Annotated in this window: 15 protein-coding genes and 1 pseudogene; 13 read left to right on the forward strand and 3 right to left on the reverse strand. The window is 73.9% G+C overall.

Annotated features, from left to right (window positions below; all coding sequences use genetic code 11):
- Nucleotides 1-4 precede the first annotated feature (4 nt).
- From J2X36_RS20640 to J2X36_RS20680, 9 genes and pseudogenes are all read left to right on the forward strand, one after another.
- Nucleotides 5-3,948, forward strand: a pseudogene (locus J2X36_RS20640) (glycoside hydrolase/phage tail family protein).
- 177 nt (nucleotides 3,949-4,125) lie between these two features.
- Nucleotides 4,126-5,709, forward strand: coding sequence for a DUF2793 domain-containing protein (locus J2X36_RS20645; protein ID WP_310353262.1), 1,584 nt, complete (start codon nucleotides 4,126-4,128; stop codon nucleotides 5,707-5,709).
- Between the two features lie 69 nt (nucleotides 5,710-5,778).
- The gene (locus J2X36_RS20650; protein WP_310353266.1) at nucleotides 5,779-6,999 is read left to right on the forward strand and encodes a hypothetical protein; all 1,221 of its coding nucleotides are present in this window, start codon (nucleotides 5,779-5,781) and stop codon (nucleotides 6,997-6,999) included.
- A 135-nt stretch (nucleotides 7,000-7,134) separates the two neighbouring features.
- Entirely contained in the window at nucleotides 7,135-7,761 is a 627-nt protein-coding gene (locus tag J2X36_RS20655; RefSeq protein ID WP_310353268.1) for a lysozyme, read from the forward strand.
- Between the two features lie 29 nt (nucleotides 7,762-7,790).
- Nucleotides 7,791-8,309: a hypothetical protein gene (locus J2X36_RS20660; protein WP_310353270.1), complete on the forward strand. Its 519-nt coding sequence runs from the start codon at nucleotides 7,791-7,793 to the stop codon at nucleotides 8,307-8,309.
- 34 nt (nucleotides 8,310-8,343) lie between these two features.
- Entirely contained in the window at nucleotides 8,344-8,694 is a 351-nt protein-coding gene (locus J2X36_RS20665; RefSeq protein ID WP_310353275.1) for a hypothetical protein, read from the forward strand.
- A gap of 25 nt (nucleotides 8,695-8,719) precedes the next feature.
- The gene (locus J2X36_RS20670) at nucleotides 8,720-8,944 is read left to right on the forward strand and encodes a hypothetical protein (protein WP_310353278.1); all 225 of its coding nucleotides are present in this window, start codon (nucleotides 8,720-8,722) and stop codon (nucleotides 8,942-8,944) included.
- Nucleotides 8,945-9,143: 199 nt separating this feature from the next.
- Nucleotides 9,144-9,521: a PepSY domain-containing protein gene (locus tag J2X36_RS20675; protein ID WP_132257149.1), complete on the forward strand. Its 378-nt coding sequence runs from the start codon at nucleotides 9,144-9,146 to the stop codon at nucleotides 9,519-9,521.
- Between the two features lie 18 nt (nucleotides 9,522-9,539).
- Nucleotides 9,540-10,217, forward strand: coding sequence for a response regulator transcription factor (locus tag J2X36_RS20680; protein ID WP_132257147.1), 678 nt, complete (start codon nucleotides 9,540-9,542; stop codon nucleotides 10,215-10,217).
- 13 nt (nucleotides 10,218-10,230) lie between these two features.
- On the opposite strand, the gene J2X36_RS20685 is transcribed toward J2X36_RS20680, so the two are convergent.
- The 3 genes from J2X36_RS20685 to J2X36_RS20695 are packed head-to-tail and all read right to left on the reverse strand — an operon-like array spanning nucleotide 10,231 to nucleotide 12,342.
- Nucleotides 10,231-10,782 carry a hypothetical protein gene (locus J2X36_RS20685; RefSeq protein ID WP_132257144.1) on the reverse strand — a complete coding sequence of 184 codons (552 nt, stop codon included), beginning with the start codon at nucleotides 10,780-10,782 and terminating at the stop codon, nucleotides 10,231-10,233.
- Complete coding sequence (locus J2X36_RS20690; RefSeq protein WP_310353284.1) at nucleotides 10,782-11,300, reverse strand: TadE/TadG family type IV pilus assembly protein; 519 nt, start codon at nucleotides 11,298-11,300, stop codon at nucleotides 10,782-10,784. Before J2X36_RS20690 ends, J2X36_RS20685 begins: the two co-directional genes overlap by 1 nt.
- A complete protein-coding gene (locus J2X36_RS20695) occupies nucleotides 11,284-12,342 on the reverse strand; it encodes a pilus assembly protein TadG-related protein (protein ID WP_310353287.1) in 1,059 nt (352 codons plus the stop codon). The genes J2X36_RS20690 and J2X36_RS20695 overlap by 17 nt, the downstream gene beginning before the upstream one ends.
- Nucleotides 12,343-12,746: 404 nt before the next feature.
- On the opposite strand from J2X36_RS20695, the gene J2X36_RS20700 reads away from it, so the two are divergent.
- From J2X36_RS20700 to ccmE, 4 genes are all read left to right on the forward strand, one after another.
- Entirely contained in the window at nucleotides 12,747-14,699 is a 1,953-nt protein-coding gene (locus J2X36_RS20700) for a PAS domain S-box protein (protein WP_310353290.1), read from the forward strand.
- A gap of 134 nt (nucleotides 14,700-14,833) precedes the next feature.
- Nucleotides 14,834-16,252, forward strand: coding sequence for a sensor histidine kinase (locus J2X36_RS20705; protein ID WP_310353292.1), 1,419 nt, complete (start codon nucleotides 14,834-14,836; stop codon nucleotides 16,250-16,252).
- Nucleotides 16,253-16,443: 191 nt separating this feature from the next.
- Nucleotides 16,444-17,943 (forward strand): c-type cytochrome biogenesis protein CcmI, encoded by a 1,500-nt coding sequence (gene ccmI, locus J2X36_RS20710; protein WP_310353294.1) that lies wholly within the window; start codon nucleotides 16,444-16,446, stop codon nucleotides 17,941-17,943.
- A gap of 148 nt (nucleotides 17,944-18,091) precedes the next feature.
- The gene (gene ccmE, locus J2X36_RS20715; protein WP_132255005.1) at nucleotides 18,092-18,592 is read left to right on the forward strand and encodes a cytochrome c maturation protein CcmE; all 501 of its coding nucleotides are present in this window, start codon (nucleotides 18,092-18,094) and stop codon (nucleotides 18,590-18,592) included.
- Nucleotides 18,593-18,596: the final 4 nt, after the last annotated feature.

Consider the following 18,596-nt stretch of genomic DNA (forward strand, 5'->3'; position numbering starts at 1 on the left):
CGCCATGGCGACGCTGATCCTGTCCACGGCGGGCGCCGCGCTCGGCACCGCGCTCGGCGGCCCCGTGGGCGGGCTGATCGGGCGGGTGGTCGGGGCCGCGGCCGGCGGGGCGATCGACGGGGCGCTGCTCGGGCCGGGCTCCGGCCCGCGTCAGGTCGAGGGGCCGCGGCTCGCCGATCTCGCGGGCCTGTCCTCGACGGAGGGCGACCCCGTGCCCAGGGTCTACGGCCGCGCCCGCATCGGCGGCACGCTGATCTGGGCGACGCGGCCCCTCGAGGTCGCGACGAAGAGCGTGGAGCGCGGCGGCTCCGGCGCCAAGGGCGGCGGCGGCGGCAAGACCCTGCGCACCACCTACGCCTACTCGGCCAATCTCGCGGTCGGCCTCTGCGAGGGCGAGATCGCGCTGGTGCGCCGGGTCTGGGCGAACGGGCAGGAGGTCGACCTCACGACCCTCACCCACCGCGTCCATACCGGCCGCGCCGACCAGGCGCCGGACCCGCTGATCGTCGCGAAGGAGGGTGCGGAGAACGCCCCCGCCTATCGCGGCCTCGCCTACGTCGTGTTCGAGGCGATGCCGCTCGCCGCCTACGGCAACCGCATCCCGCAGCTCGCCTTCGAGGTGGTGCGGCCGGTGGCGGGGCTGGGCCGCCTGATCCGGGCCGTCAACCTGATCCCCGGCGCCACCGAATCCGGGCTCGACCCGCTGCCCGTCACGGAGGATCTCGGCCTCGGCGCGAGCCGGGCCGCCAACCGCGTCCAGCTCCAGGGGGCGACCGACGTGCTGGCCTCCCTCGACGCCCTGCAGGCGCTCTGCCCGCGCCTCGAACGGGTCTCGGTGGTGGTCTCCTGGTTCGGGGACGATCTCCGGGCCGGGCATTGCACCGTGGCGCCGCGGGTCGAGGACGGGACGAGGCGCACGATCGGCGCGGATTGGAGCGTGGCGGGCTCCCGCCGGGGCACCGCCCGCATCGTCTCGCGGGGGCCGGACGGCGGCCCGGCCTATGGCGGCACCCCGTCCGATGCCGGGCTCGGGCGCCTCGTCGCGGAGCTCGTCCGCCGCGGGCTGAAGGTCGTGCTCTACCCGTTCCTGATGATGGACGTGCCGGCCGGCAACGCCCTGCCGGACCCGCGCGATCCGGGCGGCTCGCACCAGCCGGCCTATCCCTGGCGCGGGCGCATCACCTGCGACCCGGCGCCGGGCGTCGCGGGCAGCCCGGACGGGACGGCGGCGGCGGCCGCGCAGGTCGCCGCCTTCTTCGACGGGCCGTCCGGCTACCGCCGCATGGTGCTGCACTACGCGGACCTCGCCGCCTTCTGGGCGGCGGGCGGCGTGCCGATCTCGGGCTTCATCCTCGGCAGCGAATTCGTCGGCCTCACCCGCGTGCGGGGCGAGGGCGGGCGCTACCCCGCCGTCGAGGCCCTGCGCGACCTCGCCCGGACCGTGCGCCCGCGCCTGCCGGGCGCCGCCCTCGTCTACGCGGCGGACTGGACCGAGTACGGCGCCCATGTCCGCGAGGGGGGCGCCAGCGTCCGCTTCCCCCTCGATGCGCTCTTCTCCGACCCGAGCCTCGACGCCGTCGGCATCGACTTCTACCCGCCCCTGTCCGACTGGCGCGACGGGCCGGGCCACGCCGACCTCGCCGAGGCGCCCGACATCTACGACCGCGCCTATCTGCGCCGCCGCCTCGGCGCGGGCGAGGCCTTCGACTGGTACTACGCGGACGAGGCGGCGCGGCAGGCGCAGGCGCGCACCCCGATCACCGACGGCGCCGCCGGAAAGCCCTGGATCTACCGGGCGAAGGACCTCGTCGCGTGGTGGTCGAACCCGCATGTGGAGCGCGACGGCGGGGTCGAGACCCGCACGACCGCGTGGCGGCCGCGGAGCAAGCCGATCTGGCTCACCGAGGTCGGGGTGCCGGCGGTCGACAAGGGCACGAACGGGCCGAACGTCTTCCCCGACCCGAAATCGGCCGAGAACGCGGCCCCGCCCCATTCGAGCGGCGCCCGCGACGACCTGATCCAGGCCCGCGGCCTCGAGGCGATCCTCGGCCGGTTCGACGCGGCCGTGCCGGGCTTCGATCCCGCCCACAACCCGGTCTCGCCGGTCTATGGCGGGCCGATGGTGCCGCCGGGGGCGATCTTCGTCTGGGCCTGGGACGCGCGGCCCTTCCCGGCCTTCCCGGACTGCGCGACCCTCTGGGCCGACGCGCCGAACTGGGCCCTCGGCCACTGGATCACGGGGCGCGTCGAAGGGCTCGACCTCGACCGGCTGATCCCCGCGATCCTCGCCGATCTCGGCATCGCCGCGCCCCTCGACATCGCGGCCTCGGCCCATCTCGACGGCTACGTGATCGACCGGGCGATCTCCGCCCGCGCGGCCCTGGAGCCGCTGGCGCAGCTCTACGGCCTCGACGTCTCGGCGGTCGCGGGGACCTTGCGCGTGCGCGGCCCCCGCCGCGAGGCCGCCGAGACGATGTCCGCCGACGACCTCGTGCGCACCGACGACGAAGCGCCCTTGCGGCGGGTGCGGGCCGAGGACGGCGCGCTGCCCGCCCGCATCGAGATCGGCTTCACCGACGCGGAGAGCCCCGAATACCGCCGCGCCGCGGCCGCCGCCGCGCCCGCCGCCGCGCCCGCCGCCGCGCCCGCCGCCGCGCGCGGTGGCGCCGGGCGCGGCCGCGAGATCCGCCTGGAGGCCGCGATCGTCACGCGGCGGGAGCAGGCCGAGGCCCTGGCCGAGGGGCTGCTCGATGCCGGGCTCGCCGCCCGCGACACGGCCGCCTTCCGGCTGAGCCCGCGGCGGCTCGCCCTGGAGCCGGGCGACCTCGTGGCGCTGCCGGGAACGGGCGCCCCGCACCGGATCCTGCGCATCGACGACGGGCCGGCGGGCCGGCGCATCGAGACCCGGGCCGTGCCCCTGCACCGCACGGGCGCCCCGCCCCGGCGCGAGACGGCGCGGGCTCAGCCGCCGCCCCCCGCCCTGCCCGGGCCGCCGCTCGCCGTCCTCCTCGACCTGCCGGTGGATCGCGGCGAGCCGACCGTCCTGCAATATCTCGCGGTGGCGGCGACGCCCTGGCCGGGCGAGGTCGCCATCTGGCGGGCGGAAGGGGCCGGGGCGCCGCTCGCCCTGCACGGGATCGTGGAGTATCCGGCCTGCCTCGGGCGGACGCTGACCGCGCTGCCGCCGGGGCCGCTCTGGCGCTTCGACCGGGGCGCGCGCCTCGAGGCCGCCTTCCGCCCCGGCGCGGCCCTGAGCGCCGTCGACGACCGCGCGGCGCTCTCCGGCCGGAACCTGTTCGCCCTGGTCGCTCCGGACGGCACGGTCGAGATCCTCTCCGCCGCGGGCGCCGAGCTGATCGGCCGCGATACCTGGCGGCTGTCGCGCTTCCTGCGCGGGCTCTCCGGCAGCGAGGCGGCGGCCGCGCGGGTGACGCCGGCGGGGAGCTGGATCGTCCGCCTCGACGACGGCGCCCCGGTGCCCCTCGTCGAGCGGCTGGACGAGGCGGGCCGCGCCTTCCGCTACCGGATCGGCCCGGCCGCGCGGGACCCCGGCGACGCGGCCTTCACCGAGATTGACGCGAGCGCGGGCCTCTCCACCCTGCGCCCCCTGAGCCCGGTCGGCCTGCGGGCGCGCCGCGAGGCGGGGGGCGTGCGGCTCCAGTGGATCCGCCGGGCGCGGCGCGCGGCCGATGCCTGGGAGCCCGTCGAGATCCCCCTCGACGAGGCGGCGGAGAGCTACCGCCTCGACCTCTACGCCGCAGACGGGCGCCTCCTGCGCAGCCTCGCCGCCTCGCCGCCTCGCAGCCGAGCCTCCTCTATCCGAGCGCCGACGAGGCCACCGATTTCGGCGGGCCGCAGCGCGAGATCGAGGTCGCGGTCGCGCAGGTCGGCGCGGTCGCCGGCCGCGGCGCCCCCCTCCGCGCCCGCGTGGCCGTGCGGGCGGGCTGACCCCGTCCGGACACCCGCCTCTCCCGTCCGGGAGAGGTCCGAGCCCGCGCGAGCGGACCGGGTGAGGGATGCGACCTCTGCGGAGAGATCGCCCCCTCCCCGGGTCCCCCCGGAACGCGCGTGACCCCGCGCTGCGACAGTGCCGCCGCCGGCCGCCCCGAGATCCCGGAGATCCCGATGACGACGACCCGCCATCTCGCCCTGCCGCTGCTGGCGGCGGCGCAGGCGCAGAAGCACGTGACGCACAACGAGGCGCTGACCCTCCTCGACGCGCTGGTGCAGCTCGCCTGCCTCGACAAGGACCGCACGGCCCCCCCGCCGAACCCGGCCGAGGGCGACCGCTACCTCCTCGCCGCCCCGAACCCGACCGGGGCCTGGGCAGGGCTCTCCGGCCAGATCGCCCGCTTCGAGGACGGCGTCTGGATCGGGCTGCAGCCGAGGCCGGGCTGGCTCGCCTACCTCGCCGACGAGGGCGAGCTCTACCTCTACGGGGCCGCGGGCTGGGCGCCCCTGCGGACGACGATCCAGAGCCTGCAGAATCTCGGCCGGCTCGGCATCAACACGGGGGCCGACGGGGCGAACCGGCTCGCCGTGAAGGCCGACGCCGCCCTGTTCTCCTGGGACGACGTCACGCCGGGCTCGGGCCACATGCGCGTGAGCCTCAACCGACGCTCCAGCACCGAGGAGGCGGCCCTCGTCCTCCAGAGCGGCTACCAGACCCGCGCCCTGTTCGGCCTCCTCGGCAACGACCTCGTCGGCCTGAAGGTCAGCGCCGACGGGACGGCCTACGCGCAGGGGTTCAGCGTGCACCCGACGAGCGGCTGCTTCGGCCTCGGCCAGACCGCGACGCCGGTGGCGGGCCTGCACCTCACGACGCTCCGCTCGGGTTCGGGTCCGGGCGTGGTCACGCAGGACGTGCAGTTCAACAGCTTCGGCGGCGACGCGGGCGCCACCGTCCCCCCGGTCGCCACCTTCGTCGCGCAGGTCGCCCGGGGCGTGCCCGGAGCCCCGGCGCCGATCAGGGCCCTCGACCGCTTCTTCGGCTTCTTCGGGTCGGGCTGGCGCCCGGACGGCACGTATTCGAGCAACGTCGTCGCCTTCACCGGCTTCGCGGAGGAGGATTTCACGGCCTCCGGCAACGGCACCGGCCTCGACTTCCTGACGACGGCGGTGGGCGCCACGAGCCGGCGCTCGGTGGTGAAATTCCGCGCCAACGGCGCCCTGGAATTGCAGCCCCAGGCGGGCGCGCCCGCCCTCGGCACTGCGGCCGGGCAGATCGTGTTCGATTCGAGTGCGGGCGCCTTCAGGGGCCATGACGGCACCCGCTGGTGGCGGCTCACCAACCTGCCGCGCTTCTTAGCGACGACGAACTTCGACAACGTCCTCGCGGCCGGCACCTGGACGCGGGTCCAGTTCAACACGGCCGAGGCCAACGATCACGGCGCCTTCGCGGCGGCGACGAACCGCTTCACGGCCGCCGAGGCGGGGCTGCACGCCTTCACGGCGAACCTCGCCTACAAGCGCAACGGGACGAGCGCGCCGAGCGCCTTCGAGGCCCAGTTCTACCGCAACGGCGCGCCGGCCGGGCGGGGCCGGGCGGCGCTGACCGGCCCCCTCGTCGACGGCGTCTCCTGCCTCGGCCTCGCCACGGTGCTGAAGCTCGCGGCCGGCGACACGGTCGAGGTCCAGGCCCGCCTGACCGGCGCCGACGGCTCCGTGGCGGCGGCGGACTCGCTGTTCAGCGGGCGGCAATTGCCGTGAGGCGGGTCCTTCCCGCTCACCCGGACGACATTCTAGACATGCACGGTGCACCGAGCCCGGAGTGCAGGCTTGCGATTCCTCGATCAGTACCGCGCCCATCTCCGGCCGGCGATGCAGCTCTCTCCGTATCCGTCGCAGGCGATCGGGGCGGCGATCCGCTCGCGAGCGCCCCGGTGCCGGCTGCTCGTCTTCGGGATCAGCGACGATTCCGAGCTCTGGCTCGCCCTCAACGGCGATGGGGAGACCGTCTTCTGCGAGTCCTCGCCGGATCGGATCGAGGCGATGCGCCCGCGGCTGCCGGGTGCCCGCATCGAGGCGATGCCGACGTTCGGGCTGAGCGTCGCGACGAGCACCGACCTGCCTCTGGAGGCGCTGGACGCCTTTCCCGGCCCCCAAGAGCTCGCTGCCTTCACTTCGCTCGCTGCCCTCACCTGGGACGTCATCCTGGTCGACGCTCCGCCCGGCGATCGGCCGCTGGATCCGGGACGCGCCGTCGCGATCCACTGGGCGTCGCGCCTCGCCGACCGGGGGACGCATGTCTTCGTCGACGATTACGAGCGGCCGCTGGAGGAGCGTTTCGCGAACGCGCTCCTCAGGGACCGTCGCGATACGGCGTCCTGCGTCGTCCCGGCCAGCGAAGCGGCGCCTTACCGGAAGCTGTTCTGGTCGATGGGCGATCCCACCGGCGCGACGCCCGAGCCCAGACCGGTGGCTCTGACGGTCGCGACGCCCGACTACGCCCGGACCTGGCGCTTCTGCATCGACGCTCAATCCGCCTACTGCCGACGCCACGCCTACGAGCACCGCGTCATCGATCCGTCGCGCTCGCCCCTCCACCCGAAATGGGCGAAGCTCGAGGCCGCTGTCGGCCTGTTGCGGCAGGGCCGCGATGTCCTCCTCATCGATGCGGATGCCGAGATATCGGAGACCTGCCCTCCCTTCATGGACCTCCTCGCAAGCCATCCTGACCGCGACATCTTCTGCGTGAAGGGGATCTCCGGGAGGCCGAATTCGGGTGTCATGCTCCTGCGTGCGGGAGGGCTCGCCCTCCGGTTCCTCGAGGCGTGCCTCGCCCACCGGCAGGAACCCGTTCCGCCCGAGGATTTCGTCACGTCCGAGGGCGAGAACGGCCACGTCATCTGGATGCTGAAGCGTCGGCCCTACGCCGACGCGCTCGCGGAACTGCCGCTCGCCTGGAACTGCTCGGATCCGGCGAGGTCCGAGCACGCCTTCATCCGGCACTACACGAACCACCTGCGGGGCTGGCTGGAGCGGACGCGAGGGGCCTGAACCCCCGCTGTCCCCGGCCGCCTCCGCGGGGCGAGCCTCAGGCCGCCGCGCCTCGATGACACGTTCGGCATCGGCGAACAGGGCCTCGGTCCGCATGCGAGCCCCCTGGCAACGGCCCGAACCCGGAGACATCCCATGCATCTCACCCCCACGGGCCGCGCGGTTCTGATCGCGCGGGAGGGACGATGCCTGTCCGCCTACCGCGACTCGGCCGGCATCTGGACGATCGGGGTCGGGCACACCTCCGCGGCGGGGCCGCCCCGGGTGACGCCGGGGCTGACGCTGACGGAGGAGGCCTGCGACGCGCTGTTCGCCCGCGACGTCGCCCGCTTCGAGGCCGCCGTGCGGGAGGCCGTGCCGCCGGGCCTGCCCGACCACGCCTTCGACGCCCTCGTCTCCCTCTGCTTCAACATCGGGACCGACGCCTTCCGCCGCTCGACCGTGGTGCGGCGCCTGCGCGCCGGGGACCGCGAGGGGGCGGCCGAGGCGATCCTCCTGTGGAACCGGCCGCCGGAGCTGATCCCGCGGCGGCAGGCCGAGGCCGACCAGTTCCGCACGCCCTACGCCCTCGCGCAGCCCCGCGCCCGGCGGGGCGACCCGGCCCCCGTCCCGCGTCCGGCCGCCCCGCCGCCGCGCCGGACGGTGCCGCGCATCGCCGCCGCCCCCGCCGACGCGGCCGGGCCCGACGCTCCCTCCCCGACACCCGCCTCCCCCCTCGCCCGCCTGTGGCGCCGCCTGCGGGCGCGCCTCGGCCGGCGCTGACGCCCCCCTCGACCAGCGGAGACGATGCCATGACCCGACCCGTCACGACCCGCGGCGCGCTTGCCGCAACCCTCGCCCTCCTCCTGCCCGGGACCGCCCTGGCCGCGGCCGGGCCGGCCTCCGCCATCCTGCCCTGGGGCGACGCGCTCGCCGCCGCGGCTCAGGGCGCCGGCGCGGCGATGGTGCCGCTCGCGGCGGCGGCCGCGACGGCGGCGCTCGCCCGGGCCGCCGGCCCCTTGCGGCTCCTCGTGTCGAGCACCCTCGTCGAGCGCCTCGTGCGCAACGTCGGGGATTACGCGCTGAACGCGGTCGCGGGCGCGGTGAAGGGCCGGACCCTCACCGTGCCCCTCGGCTCCGCCGTGATCGCGGCGGCGGTGCAGCGCGCGGCGGACCAGGCGCCCGCCTGGCTCCTGAGGGAGGCCGGCGGCCTCGAGGGCCTCGCCGAGAAGGTGTTCCGGAGCCTGTCCCTCGAGGCGGAGGCGGATGTGGGCAACACCCTCCGCCCCGCCCTGCAGGCGGCCCGGCGGGGAAGCGGCCCCGCCTCCTGAGGGAGGAGGGCCCGGAGGGCGGGAGGGCGGCCTCGTGGAGAGAATCGCGATCGAGGCCGCCCGGCTGCTCTTCTCGGAGAGCGGGGCGGGCTGGGCCGTCGCGGCGCTGCTCGGCCTCGCCTGCCTGCACCTCTACCGGGAGAACCTCCGGAGCCTGGAGGCCCGCGTCAGCGACACGGGCGCCACCGCGACGGCGCTGGAGCGGGCCTCCCAGACCAACGCCGCCGTCGCCGCCGCGCTGGAGAGCCGCACCCGCGTGCTGGAGGATCTCTCGCGCCTCGTCGCGGAGATCGCCCGCGGCGCCGACCGCAGCGACGAGCGCGCCCGCGAGAAGTTCGACGAGATCCTGCGCCTCGTCGCCGCCCTGCGCCAGCCGCCCCGCTGAGCGCCAAGCCGACGCCGAGGCCGCGATGACGGAAGCCCCGCCCCTGACGACGCGCCCGCCGCGCGGCCGGGCCGCCCGGCGCGCCGACCGGGCCGCCCGGCGCCTGCGCGCGGCGCGGCGCGGGTTCGAGCTGTCCGCCGCGGCGCTGCGGAGCGCGGCCCTCGATGAGGTCGAGCGCCACGGCCTCATCCGCACGGTGCTGCGGGCGAGCCTCGAACGCCGCGCGCAGACCTGCCCGGCCGATCCCTGACATCCCACAGGCCCGTCGGGAACCGGACGCCGCCTCGGCCGTAAGACCTGCCGGAACCCCGTAGCAGCCCATGAGATCGTCGCGTCCCGAGCCCGCCTCCGCCCCGTCCCCGCGACCCGAGCCGCGCGCGCAATCGTGGCAGGCTGGGCGCGCGGGTATTCAGGGGCTATTCAGTGCCCGGGGCCGAGATTCCCTGCCCATGCGCTACGCCCTCGCCCTCCTCGCAGCCTGCCTGACGCTCGCGGCCGTCGCCGCGGGCGATCTCGGCACGCTCGCCGAGGAGACGAACCAGCCCGCCGCCCGCCTCAACGCGGTGCAGAGCGCGCCCCCGCCCCGCAGCGAGAACTGCCTCGCCCCGGCGGACCTGCGCGAGGCGGTGGCCGAGCGCCGGGTGATCGAGCCCGTGGCGGCGATCCGCGCCGCCCGCACCGTGATCCCGCGGGCGGAAATCCAGCGCGCGAGCCTGTGCCGTCACGAGGACGGCCTCGTCTACATGCTGACCGCCTTGCGCCGGGACGGGCACTTCGTGCACGTCATGGTCGACGCCAAGACCGGGCAGGTCGCCGGGCAGTACTAGACAACGGAGTGAGCCAAGGTGCGTCTGCTCGTCGTGGAGGATGACCGGGACATCAACCGGCAGGTGGTCAACGCCCTGGAGGAGGCCGGCTACGTCGCCGACAAGGCCTTCGACGGGGAGGAGGGCGGCTATCTCGGCGAGAACGAGCCCTACGACGCGATCATCCTCGACATGGGCCTGCCCAAGGCGGACGGCGTCAGCGTGCTGCAGAAATGGCGCCGGGCCGGCATCAAGACCCCCGTCATCATCCTCACCGCCCGAGACCGCTGGTCGGACAAGGTCGACGGGTTCGACGCGGGCGCGGACGATTACGTGACGAAGCCCTTCCACATGGAGGAGCTGATGGCGCGGGTGCGCGCGCTCCTGCGCCGCACCGCCGGCCACGCCACCAGCCAGATCACCTGCGGCCCCGTCACCCTCGACACCCGCTCGGGCCGGGTCTTCGTCGACGGCAACCCGGTCAAGCTCACGAGCCACGAGTACCGGCTGCTCTCCTACCTGATGCACCATACCGGGCGCGTGGTCTCCCGCGCCGAGCTGACCGAGCACCTCTACGACCAGGATTTCGACCGGGATTCCAACACGATCGAGGTCTTCGTCGGGCGCCTGCGCAAGAAGCTCGCCGTCGACCTGATCCAGACCGTGCGCGGCCTCGGCTACCTCGTCGACCCGAGCCAGCCGGCCGCGCGGGTGTGACCGCGCCGTCGCGTCACGACACGCCGCAGCTCACCGCCTGGCTGTCGTAGACGGAGATCGTCCACCGGCGCAGCGTCCTGTCGGTCCGGCTCATGAACAGGCGCGCGATGCCGGGCAGGAGCGTCCGGTGATCCGACTGGATCACGACGACGATCGCGGTGTCCCCGTCCGCGAGCACGGACAGCGCCCGCGCAGCCACCTCGGTCTCGAGATAGGTCATGGGGCCGGAGCAGACGTTGAGCGCCCCCCGGACCCGGGAGATCTGCGCGATGCCGACCGTGGCCGAGGCGGGCAGGCCGAGGAGCGCGTTCGCCTTCCGGTCGCGGTAATCCTGCATCGTCCGGTTCAGGCACCCGTCGCTGCCCTGGCGCGGGCAGCTCGTCAGGATCGCCGCGACGTGGGTCGAGGACCGCTCCATCTCCCGCGTCTTCGCGACGAGGCTGACGAGGTCGATCAGGCCGCCGAACACGAGGAGGATGATCGAGGCCAGCAGCGCGAACTCGACCGCGAGCCCCCCCTCCCGGCTCGCGAGGCCGGCGCGCCAACCCGTCCGCCGCGCGCCCATCACGTCCTCCGGTAGACCACGGAGGATCGCACCGTGACCGCCGGGACGAAGGGGATGACGATCGGGATCGGCAGGGCCGCGCGCAGCAGCATGACCTCCTTCGGCAGGCCCGCCGAGAAGGTGGCGCCGGTGACCGGCGTCGGCGCCGTGGGCCCGGCGGAGAGCGGCGCCAGTTCGAGGACGAGCCGCGCCCGGCAGGTCGCCGAGGGCACGACCACGATCTTCCCGCACACGAGCGCCCGGTAGGCCGCCCGGTCGCCGAGCAGGAGCTCGGTCTCCGGCTTGCCGGCGGAGATATGGAGCCGGTCGCTGAGGAGAACCCCCGCATACTCGACGACGACGTACTGGAGGATGCCGAGGACGAGGCCGATTAGCGGCCAGGCGAGGAGCGCGAACTCGACCGCCGAAGCGCCCCGCCTGCAGGCGCCGAAGCGCCGGAACGGGCTCGCGGCCTCGGAGCGGGTAGGCCCCGCGGCCTCGGAGCGGACAGGCCCCGCGGCCTCAGAGCGGGCAGGCATTGCGGCAGATCCGGAGGTAGTCGATCAGGCCGCCATAGGCATCCTCGCGGCCCGCTGCCCGCCAGCTGATCCGGTATTCCGAGGCGTCCTTGACGGTGAAGTTGATCACCCGCTCGGTCCAGGTGTCGGCCTGGACGCAGACATCGACCATGTTTCCGGCCTCGAACGTGTAGTGGCCGGATTTCTCGACGAAGACCTCGATGCGGTTGGTCTGCCCGTCGACCTGATACCAATCCACATCGCTGCCCTTCGTGCCGCAGATCAGCTGCCCGGGCCGCGCCGGATCGCGCAGGCGGGCGATGTACCAGTAGCGGATCTGGTAATCGCCCTGCGTCAGGTTCATCGTCCGGGACATGGTCGAGTTCGTGTGGCAGTCGGAGCCGCCGCCCGCCGCCCACCAATATCCGCAGTCGCTGTCGAGCTCGGCGAAGAAGTCGCCGAAGCGGATCGAGTTGCTCGCCAATTCCCGCTGGCCGTTGATCTCGATGCCGCTGCCCTGCGTCGTCCAGCCGTTCCAGGCCCGCCCGTTCAACCCCGTTCCGAGCACGCTCCAATCATTGTAGTTCACGCCGTGACTCGGCCGCTCGAAGGATTCCGAGATGAGCACCACCGGCTTGGTGCTGCTCGCGACCAGTTCGACGGGGCAGTCCCGGCTCGCGGCGACGGTGACGCTGTCCGCCTTCAGGACGCGGCCGAACACCAGCGGCAGGCTCGCGCGGGCCTCGACATGCAGGTTCGTGTAGCTCGGTCTCGTCACGGGCTTGACGTCGCCGAGGTCCTTGGCCGCGAAGTTGCGCGCCGCGATGTCGTCGACCTCGCGCTGGTAGTCGCGCGTGAGCGCGCCGGCCTCGAAATCCGCGGTTCTGCGCATCGTCAGGAACGCCTGGCCCTGCGTGCAGGTCAGTTCGACCGCGCTGGCGAGGCGGTGCCGGTAGGAGACCGCGCGCGCGGCCTCGATGGACCCGCCCGCACCGACGAGGAGCACGGGCAGCGCGAGCGCGAGGATGACGGCAATGCTGCCGCGCCTGTCGTCTGCGAACATCTCGGAATAACTCGGAGTCTCATCTGATCGCACCGAGTCTATCGCAGCACCTATAAAGCCTTTGTGGCCTCAATATCAGAACACCCGCGATCCGATCCGCTGACTTGAACAGAAACAGGCCTTTCGCCCACGCAACGGAGCAGCATTTCGGCTCTCCTGACGCGATGGTGCGCAGGGTTCGATCCAACCGCCCGGGCCGTCGAGTGCCGGACGGGACCCCATTCCGACCGAAGGAGAGAATTGCCTCCATTGCTCAAGCACGTGAATAGGCCAGACTTACCGCAACTGACACTGGATGAACTCCGGAATTCTGCACGTTTCACCAGCATAGGCCGGTGTTAAGTCATTCTTGACCATTCCCCGGCATTTCTCGAACCGAGCACCTACCGAGGCCGTTCTCAGTCATGCTGGGCAATCTCTCCCGACGTTCCACCATCAACCGGACCTGGGTCGAGGCGATCGACCGGTCCCTCGGGACGATCGAGTTCGCCCTCGACGGAACCATCCTGAACGCGAACGACAACTTCCTCGCCCTCGTCGGCTACGGCCTCGACGAGATCCGCGGGCGCCATCACCGGATGTTCGTCCTGGAGGGCGAAGCCGGGAGCGAGGCCTACGAGGCCTTCTGGCGCGATCTGCGCGCGGGCCGGTACCAGTCGGGCGAGTACGAGCGCGTCGGCCGGGACGGGCGCCGGATCTGGCTGCAGGCGACCTACAACCCGGTCCTCGACCGGCGCGGGCGGACCGTGAGCGTGGTCAAGTTCGCCGCCGACATCACCGCGCAGAAGCGCTTCGACGCCGAGTTCCGCGGCGAGACCGACGCCATCGGCCTCTCGCAGGCGGTGATCCAGTTCGACCTTGCCGGCAACATCCTGTCGGCGAACCGGAACTTCCTCGAGGCCGTCGGCTACCGCCCCGACGAGGTCGTGGGGCGCCATCACCGGATGTTCGTCGAGCCGGATTACGCGGAGAGCCCGGACTACGCCGCCTTCTGGGCCGCCCTCCGGCGCGGCGAGTACGGGACCGGCGAGTACAAGCGGCGCGGCCGCGACGGCCGCGAGATCTGGCTGCAGGCGAGCTACAACCCGATCCGCGACCTCGACGGGACGGTGTTCAAGGTCGTCAAGTACGCGACCGACATCACGGCCGAGAAGCGGGCCAACGCCGACACCGCCGGGCAGCTCGCCGCCGTCAACCGCTCGCAGGCGGTGATCCAGTTCGATCCGAGCGGGCGCATCCTCGACGCGAACGAGAACTTCCTCGCCGCGGTCGGCTACCGGGCCGAGGAGGTGCGGGGCAGGCACCACAGCATGTTCGTGGAGCCCGACTACGCCAAGGGCGCCGAATACGCCGCCTTCTGGGAGCGCCTGCGCCGGGGCGACTTCATCGCCGGCATGTTCCAGCGCTTCGGCCGCAACGGCCGCTCGGTCTGGATCCAGGCGAGCTACAACCCCGTCTTCGACCCCGACGGGCGGCTCGCCAAGGTGGTGAAGTTCGCCACCGACGTGACCGCCAGCATGGAGGCCCGCAAGGTCGCGGTCGACGCGGCCGAGAGGACCCTCGACAATGTCCAGACGGTGACGGACGCCGCCGAGGCGATGGACGTCGCCGCTCGGTCGATCTCCGGGAGCATGGTGCGCTCGAAGGCCGCGGTGGACGACATCCACGACCAGGCGCACGAGGCCGACGCCTCGACCCTGCGCCTGCGCGCGGCGGCGGAGGCGATGGGCAGCGTGGTCCAGCTGATCACCGGCATCGCCGAGCAGATCAACCTGCTCGCCCTCAATGCTACCATCGAGGCGGCGCGCGCGGGCGCGGCGGGGCGCGGCTTCGCGGTCGTCGCCGCCGAGGTGAAGAGCCTCGCGACGCAGACCACGACGGCGACGGGCCGGATCTCGGCGGAGATCGCCGACATGCAGAGCGCCTCGACCGACGTCGCCGCGAAGCTCGGCTCCATCACCGCCGCCATCGGCACGATCAGCGCCCATGTCGACGAGGTGGCCTCCTCGACCGTCCGCCAGAGCGAGTCGACGGGCGCGATCCTCGGCAGCATGCGCCAGGCCGCCAACGGCGTGTCGAGCATCAGCATGAGCCTCGACGACTGGACGGTGGGCATGGAGGAGCGCCGCTCCGACCGCCGCACCCGCGTCCTCCTCGCCGCGACGATCGACCTCGGCAGGGGCCGCCTGCAGCCCTGCACGGTTCGCAACCTCTCGACGAGCGGCGCGATGATCCACCTGCGGGACGAGGTGCCCGTTCCCGACGGCTTCACCCTGGTGATCGACCAGGACGGGCGCCGCCACGCCTGCGCGACCGCCCGGCAGGAGGGCAGGGAGATCGGGGTGCGGTTCGTCTGAGGGGGCGGACGCCTTCTCGGCCGGCCCGCGGGGTGGTACCGCAGCAAGCCCGACCTCGCGAGATCCTCAAGGTGGCCGGCCAGCGGCCCGGACCGCGGGTCCGCCCAGGCCCGCACCTTGCCCCGCACCTTGCCATGACCGCCCTCCTCACCTTCTTCTCCCTCCGGCAGCGCTCGATCGCGGTGCGGCTCGCCGTCTCGGCGCTGCTGGCGAGTTCCGCGATCCTGCTCATCGCCGCCTGGATCCTGACGACCCTCTACCGGGAGAACACGGAGCGCGCCTTCGACAGCCGGCTCCTCGTCTTCGCCAACAACCTCGCCACCGACCTCGTCTCGCCGAGCGACCCCGAGAGCCGCTCCTTCTCCCTCGGCGACCCGCGCTTCGACCTGCCGCTCTCCGGCTGGTACTGGCAGGTCGGGCGGCCGGAGGCGAAGCCGCGGGACCTGCGCACCTCGCGCTCCCTCGTCGGCGTGCCGCTGAAACCCGCCACCAACCCGGACGGCAAGACGGGGATCGGGCAGATCCGCCAGGGCTACGGCCGCGCCCAGGACGACCGGCTGCTGCGCATCATCGAGCGCGACGTCGATCTCGGCGAGGAGGGCCGCTACACGGTGCGCATCGCCGGCCCCGCCGACGAGATCGTGAACGACGTCGACCGGTTCCGCTTCTCGCTCTTCGTCACCTTCGGCCTGCTCGGCCTGTTCCTGGCCTTGACGACGCTGCTGCAGATCCGCTTCGGCCTCGCGCCGCTGGCGCAGCTGCGCGCGGCCCTCGGCGTCATCCGCCGGGGCGAGGCCGACCGGATCACGGGCTCCTACCCGCCCGACATCGCGCCGCTGGCGGGCGAGGTGAACCTGCTCATCGAGACGAACCGGGAGATCCTGGAGCGCGCCCGCACCCAGGTCGGCAACCTCGCCCACGCCCTCAAGACGCCGCTCTCGATCATCGTCAACGAGGTCGGGAGCGCCGAGGCGCCGGAGGAGCTCGCCGCCAAGATCCGCGAGCAGGCGAGCCTGATGCGCGACCAAGTGAACTACTATCTCGACCGTGCCCGCGCCGCGGCGCTCGCGGGCACGCTCGGCACCTCGACGGAGGTGGAGCCGGCGCTCGCGGGCCTCGTGCGCACCTTCGGCAAGATCTACCGCGACAAGGACATCGCCTACGAGGTCAGCGTGTCGGCGGGCCTGCGCTTCCGCGGCGAGCGCCAGGATTTCGAGGAGATGGTGGGCAACCTCGTCGACAATGCCTCGAAATGGGCGCACGGGCGCGTCGCGATCCGGGCCGAGGCGATCGGCAAGGACGATTATCCCCACCTTCTCGTCGCCATCGAGGATGACGGCCCGGGCCTGCCGCCGGAGGACCGCGAGGCGGTGATCGGCCGCGGGCGCCGCCTCGACGAGACGAAGCCGGGCTCGGGCCTCGGCCTCTCGATCGTGGCCGACCTCGCGGCCCTCTACCGCGGCCGATTCCGCCTGGAGGAGGCGAGCCTCGGCGGCCTGCGCGCCGTGCTCGAGGTGCCGGGCGACGCGCCCGCCGCGGCCGCGCACCACTGAGGGGATCTCGCCGCGCCGGGCGCCGCGCGGCCGCTTGTCACCGCGCCGTTCCGCGTGACACCGTGTCACCCGGCGGACGCGTCGTGCCCGCCGCCGCGCGTGCTTTACATGGACCGCGAGACGGGGGCCGCGACACGGGAGGTCGCGGGCGGGGCCGGAGCGGCCCGCGGGTCCGGGCGATCTGAGGTTCGATGACGGCGATCTGGTTCATCCTGGCGTTCATGACCGGCGCGGCGGTTCTCGCCCTGCTCTGGCCGATGTCGCGCCGCGCCGCCGCCGCCGACACGGGACAGGCCGCCACCGAGACGGGCTTCTACGAGGACCAGCTCGCCGAGATCGAGCGCGACCTCGGGCGCGGCCTGATCGCGCCCGCGGAGGCGGAGGCCGCCCGCACCGAGGCCGCGCGCCGCCTGCTGCGGGCGAGCCGCGCGGGCGCCACCACCGACGGGAAGGGTCTCGCCGAGCCGTATCTGCGCCAGCGCCGCGCGGCCTCCGCCTTCGCCCTCTCGACCATCCCCCTCGTCGCGCTCCTCGCCTACGGGATCTACGGCTCGCCGGACCTGCCCGCGCAGACGGCGGCCGACCGGCAGGCGGCCCAGACGAGCAACGACGACCTGATGAAGGCGATCGGCCAGATCGAGGCCAAGCTCGCCGCCGATCCCGGCGACGCGCGCGGCTGGGCGGTGCTGGCCCCCGTCTACATGCGGCTCGGCCGCTTCGACGACGCCGCCCGCGCCTACGAGGCGGTGGCCCGGCTCAAGGGCGAGACGCCGCAGGTGCTCGGCGAGTGGGGCGAGGCCCTGGTCGCGGGGGGCAACGGCGTGGTGCCGGCCGAGGCGAAGGCGATCTTCGAGCGCGCCGTCGCCCTCGACGCCGCCGCGGCCAAGCCGCGCTTCTACCTCGCCCGCGCCGCCGAGCAGGCCGGCGACACGGCCGGGGCGATCGAGCATTACACGGCGCTCAGCGAGGCCGGGCCGGCGGACGCCCCCTGGCAGGGCATGGTGCGCGAGAACCTCGCCCGCCTGAAGGCCGAGCCCGCGGCGCCGGGCGCGCCGAAGGAGGCCGCAGCCTCGCCCGACCCGAACGCCGCGATCCGCGGCATGGTCGACGGGCTCGACCAGCGCCTCGCCAAGCAGGGCGGCACGGTGGAGGAGTGGCTGCGCCTCGTGCGCTCGCGCAGCGTGCTCGGCGAGCGCGACAAGGCGCTCGCGGCCCTGGAGCGCGCCCGCTCCGCCCTCGGCTCCGACGGCTCGGCGCTGGAGCGGCTCGACGCGCAGGGCCGGGAACTCGGCCTCGCCCCCGGCAAGGCCTCCGAGCGGCGGGCGCCGGACGCGCGCCCGACAACCGGCCAGCTCGCCGGAACGGTCGCCAAGCCCGCGGTGGCGGATGCCGAGGCGCGGGCCGACACCGAGGCGGCGGTGGCCGCCGTCAAGGCGATGCCGGCCGCCGAGCGCGACGCGGCGATCCGCGGCATGGTGGCCGGGCTCGACCGGCGGCTCTCGGCCAAGGGCGGCACCCCGGACGAGTGGCTGCGCCTCGTGCGCTCCTACAGCGCGCTGGGCGAGCGCAAGCAGGCGAGCCGCACCCTCGACCGGGCCCGCATGGCGCTCGCGGCGGATACGGGCGCGGTGGAGCGCCTCGACGCGCTGGCCCGCGAGCTCGACCTGCACGGCACCGGCACGAAGCCGTGAGCCACCCCTGACAATCGGTCCCGCCCGCGGGCCTTGACCCGCGCGGCGCCGGGGCCGACACCCTTCACTCACCAACACATGTGAAGACCGGCGCGCCGGGGCCGATGCCCGACCGCGCCCTCCGCCGTGGCAGCAGGACCTCGAACCCGTGACCCGCAAGAGCCGCCGCCTCGTCCTGATCGCCGCCTGCGGCGCCGTGCTGGCGCTCGCGGTCGGGCTGATCCTGTCCGCGATGAGCGGCTCGATCGTGTTCTTCCGCTCGCCCACCGAGGTCGCGAACCAGGGCGTGGCCCCCGGCACCCGCTTCCGCCTCGGCGGGCTCGTGAAGGAGGGCTCGCTCCAGCGCGGGGCCGACCAGACGGTCGATTTCGCCGTCACCGACACCAACGCCACCGTGCAGGTCACCTACAGGGGCCTGCTGCCGGACCTGTTCCGCGAGGGCCAGGGCGTAGTGACGGAGGGCATGCTGGAGCCCGGCGGGATCTTCCGCGCCGACACCGTGCTCGCCAAGCACGACGAATCCTACATGCCCCGCGAGGTGGCCGACGCGCTGAAGGCGCAGGGCCGCTGGCAGGAGGGTGCGGGCAAGGATTCGGGAAAGGCCGCCACCGCGAACGACAAGGCCCTCGGACCGCGCAGCGAGCGATGACGCG

This window comes from Methylobacterium sp. BE186, assembly GCF_031457035.1.
Taxonomy (GTDB): domain Bacteria; phylum Pseudomonadota; class Alphaproteobacteria; order Rhizobiales; family Beijerinckiaceae; genus Methylobacterium; species Methylobacterium segetis.